Origin of the sequence: Pseudomonas sp. GM24 (assembly GCF_000282235.1) — a bacterium.
Lineage (GTDB): Bacteria > Pseudomonadota > Gammaproteobacteria > Pseudomonadales > Pseudomonadaceae > Aquipseudomonas.
This window is the reverse complement of record NZ_AKJR01000004.1, coordinates 1-3,243: the sequence shown is the minus strand read 5'-3', so window position 1 is coordinate 3,243 and position 3,243 is coordinate 1. Positions and strand designations below refer to the sequence as shown.

The window sequence follows — 3,243 nt, the reverse complement described above, 5'->3', positions numbered from 1 at the left end:
GGAAGTAACGCCCGGGCATTGATTACGTAATGGTCCAGCGTCGGTTGAGGCGCGAGCAAACGTGCGTCAACGGGGGTCGCGTGAATAATAACCGCCGGAGTCGCACCAGTGGCATCTGCGTCAACAGCCCTGGACGACCCGGCACGCGGCTGCCAATCATCGGCGGAGAGTCCTGAACCGGAACCTCTGCGGCCCGATGGGCCGGGGAGCGGAATGTCCACGTCGGCCGGTCGGGTTGGACTGGTCGAAGCATCCACTTTCACGTGGGTTCTGCCCCCGGCAGGTGGTTTTATTGGCATTTTTTTCATCCTTGAAAAAATCGCCCCTGGCAGTCGTGCAAGGGGCGAAGACTTTCGGCATCCTGCCGGTTTAAAAGAGGAACGCACGATAGCGTGCGCAAGCATTCAAGGAGAGTGGAAAGGCAGACAAGCGTAGTGGGAAACGACGTCAATAAGCGTAGGAGTACGTCGAGAAGGACAGCAGTACTCCGATCAGTTCGTTTGCAAGCGTATCTCCAGCCGCCAGCGGTCATCGACCTCACTGCCGACCCAATTACCCTTCAGCGGCCGCGCTGCCAATACGGTCAACAACAACCCGCCATCGCTCATTCGCGTGCGCCAGTTCACGTCCCTGCCGTTGAGCTTGAGTTGCCCCTTCTGCGCCTGGCCATCCGCCTGAAACAATAGCGCCACCGTGCCATCGATGATTTCACCGTGCAGCTTGGGTTCGTTGTTGAACCACACCACCAACCCCTGCTCTGACACCTCGACTTGTTGCAGCACAGTCGGATCCGGCGTGGTCAGGCGGCCGATCATCAAACCGATCATCACGCCGACAATCGCCAGCGAACCGATGACTCGCGGCAATAGTTTCGAACGGTTGTCCACAGGCGGCGTAGAATGCCGCTCATCTTTACCTTCGGAGCCGTGCATGTTTCACGTCATCCTTTTTCAACCAGAAATTCCGCCGAATACCGGCAACGTTATCAGGCTGTGCGCCAATAGCGGCTGCCACCTGCATTTGATCGAACCGCTGGGCTTCGAGATGGACGACAAGCGCTTGCGCCGCGCCGGTCTCGACTATCACGAATATGCCACGCTGCAGCGTCACGCAGACTTGGCCAGTTGCCTGGAAAGCCTTGGCAACCCGCGGCTGTTCGCGTTCACCACCAAAGGCTCGCGGCCGTTTCATGATGCCGCGTTTGTTCCTGGCGATGCGTTCATCTTCGGCCCGGAAAGCCGTGGCCTGCCGCCGGAAGTGCTCGACGCGCTGCCGCCGGAACAGCGCCTGCGCCTGCCGATGCGCGAAGGCTGCCGCAGCCTGAACCTGTCCAACACCGTTGCGGTCGCAGTGTACGAAGCCTGGCGCCAGAACGACTTCAAGTGACACCACAAAACAAATGTGGGAGCGAGCCTGCTCGCGAAAGTGGTGTATCAGTCGACAAAACTGTCTTCTGACACGCCCTCTTCGCGAGCAGGCTCGCTCCCACATGGGTGCCGCTAAACCGTCTTACTGAACGGTTGGCGTCTCGCCGCTTTCCTGCATGCGCTGCAGTTCTTGCGCGTACAGAGCGTCGAAGTTCACCGGGGCCAGCATCAGCGCCGGGAACGAACCACGGGTCACCAGGCTGTCCAGGGTTTCGCGCGCGTACGGGAACAGAATGTTCGGGCAGAACGCACCCAGGGTGTGGCTCATCGAGGCCGCGTCCAGGTTCTTGATCAGGAAGATACCGGCCTGTTGCACTTCAGCGATGAAGGCGACTTCTTCACCGTTTTTCACGGTGACGGACAGGGTCAGCACAACTTCGTAGAAATCACCTTCCAGTGCTTTCTGGCGAGTGTTCAGATCCAGCGCGACCGCCGGATCCCACTGCTGGCGGAAGATCGCCGGGCTTTTCGGGGCTTCGAAGGACAGGTCGCGTACGTAGATGCGCTGCAAGGAGAATTGCGGTGCGGTTTCTTCTTCGCTGGCTGCAGTGTTCTGTTGGTCAGTCATCTCAGATCCTTTCTGATCTCGGGTCTTTAAGGGATTGCTGTACGTGGGTGCAGCCGTTCAGGCCTTGAGCAGCGCGTCGAGTTTGCCGGCGCGCTCCAGGGCAAATAAATCATCACAACCGCCGATGTGCTTGCTGCCGATCCAGATCTGCGGCACGGACGTGCGTCCGGCTTTCTGGGCCATTTCGGCGCGCACCTGCGGCTTGCCATCGACCTTGATCTCTTTGAAGGCCACGCCTTTGTTCTCGAGCAGATACTTGGCGCGCGAGCAATAAGGGCAGTAGTCGCTGGAGTAGACGATGACTTCGCTCATATCACTTCACCAGCGGCAGGTTGTCGCCTTTCCAGCTGGAGATCCCGCCGGACAGCTTGGCGGCGGTGAAGCCGGATTTCATCAGTTCGCGGGCGTGGGTGCCGGCGGTCTGGCCCAGGGCGTCGACCAGGATGATGGTCTTGGCCTTGTGTTTTTCCAGCTCACCAATGCGCGCAGCCAGTTTGTCCTGGGGAATATTGATCGCGCCAACAATGTGGCCGGCTGCGAAATCCTTGGCCGGACGGATGTCCACCACCACGCCTGCATCTTTGTTGACCAGCGCGGTCAGCTCGCCGGTGCTCAGGCTTTTACCGCCGCCCTGCATCGTGTGCGCCAGCAGCAGAGCCAGCAGTACGACGAAGATACCGACAAGAATGTAGTGGTTAGTGGCAAATTCAATCAGGTGAGCAACCATCGAAGGAGGTTCCAGGGCGTTAAAATGTCGGCCAGTATACACAGCCACTATGGTCGGCCAAACCCCGTCCGGCGGTGACGCGGTCGGAACTTAGCTTTAAACTCCAACTCCCTTTTCCATCGCCCTCTTCTTTATTAGCCACGAGTGGATTCCATGACGACTACGCCTAAACCTTTGGTCCTGATGATTCTCGACGGCTTCGGTCACAGCGACAGCCCCGAATCCAATGCCGTTTTTGCGGCGAAGAAGCCTGTTCTCGATCGCCTCTGGGCCAGCGTGCCAAACGGCTTGATCTCGGGCAGCGGCATGGACGTCGGCCTGCCGGACGGCCAGATGGGCAACTCCGAAGTCGGCCACATGAATCTTGGCGCCGGTCGCGTGGTGTATCAGGACTTCACGCGTGTGACCAAATCGATCCGCGACGGCGAGTTCTTCGAGAACCCGACCATCTGCGCCGCTGTGGATAAAGCCGTGGCCGCTGGTAAAGCCGTGCACTTCATGGGTCTGCTGTCCGATGGCGG

5 protein-coding genes and 1 pseudogene are annotated in these 3,243 nt (G+C 59.2%); 2 read left to right on the top strand and 4 right to left on the bottom strand.

Going from position 1 to position 3,243, the window contains the following annotated elements:
• Positions 1-491: 491 nt before the first annotated feature.
• Positions 492-932, bottom strand: a complete 441-nt coding sequence (locus PMI23_RS00175) for a hypothetical protein (RefSeq protein WP_042704855.1) — start codon at positions 930-932, stop codon at positions 492-494.
• Here PMI23_RS00175 and PMI23_RS00170 point away from each other — a divergent pair.
• Positions 931-1,386, top strand: a complete 456-nt coding sequence (locus PMI23_RS00170) for a tRNA (cytidine(34)-2'-O)-methyltransferase (RefSeq protein ID WP_007909235.1) — start codon at positions 931-933, stop codon at positions 1,384-1,386. The two genes, PMI23_RS00175 and PMI23_RS00170, sit on opposite strands and share 2 nt — an antisense overlap.
• Positions 1,387-1,509: 123 nt before the next feature.
• Here the strand turns inward: PMI23_RS00170 and secB are convergent, their stop codons facing one another.
• Genes secB through PMI23_RS00155 form a run of 3 tightly spaced genes read right to left on the bottom strand, consistent with a single transcriptional unit; the run spans position 1,510 to position 2,722 of the window.
• Complete coding sequence (gene secB / locus PMI23_RS00165; protein WP_007909233.1) at positions 1,510-1,995, bottom strand: protein-export chaperone SecB; 486 nt, start codon at positions 1,993-1,995, stop codon at positions 1,510-1,512.
• 57 nt (positions 1,996-2,052) lie between these two features.
• Positions 2,053-2,307: a glutaredoxin 3 gene (gene grxC, locus PMI23_RS00160; RefSeq protein ID WP_007909231.1), complete on the bottom strand. Its 255-nt coding sequence runs from the start codon at positions 2,305-2,307 to the stop codon at positions 2,053-2,055.
• A gap of 1 nt (position 2,308) precedes the next feature.
• The gene (locus PMI23_RS00155; protein ID WP_007909228.1) at positions 2,309-2,722 is read right to left on the bottom strand and encodes a rhodanese-like domain-containing protein; all 414 of its coding nucleotides are present in this window, start codon (positions 2,720-2,722) and stop codon (positions 2,309-2,311) included.
• A 153-nt stretch (positions 2,723-2,875) separates the two neighbouring features.
• Here PMI23_RS00155 and PMI23_RS00150 point away from each other — a divergent pair.
• A pseudogene (locus PMI23_RS00150) lies at positions 2,876-3,243 on the top strand (2,3-bisphosphoglycerate-independent phosphoglycerate mutase); the annotation flags it as partial.

Excerpts from the sequence above, each read along its gene's own strand:
- grxC (WP_007909231.1), bottom strand. The coding sequence starts at position 2,307 with ATGAGCGAAGTCATCGTCTACTCCAGCGACTACTGCCCTTATTGCTCG.
- PMI23_RS00155 (WP_007909228.1), bottom strand. The coding sequence starts at position 2,722 with ATGGTTGCTCACCTGATTGAATTTGCCACTAACCACTACATTCTTGTC.
- PMI23_RS00170 (WP_007909235.1), top strand. The coding sequence starts at position 931 with ATGTTTCACGTCATCCTTTTTCAACCAGAAATTCCGCCGAATACCGGC.
- secB (WP_007909233.1), bottom strand. The coding sequence starts at position 1,995 with ATGACTGACCAACAGAACACTGCAGCCAGCGAAGAAGAAACCGCACCG.
- PMI23_RS00175 (WP_042704855.1), bottom strand. The coding sequence starts at position 932 with ATGCACGGCTCCGAAGGTAAAGATGAGCGGCATTCTACGCCGCCTGTG.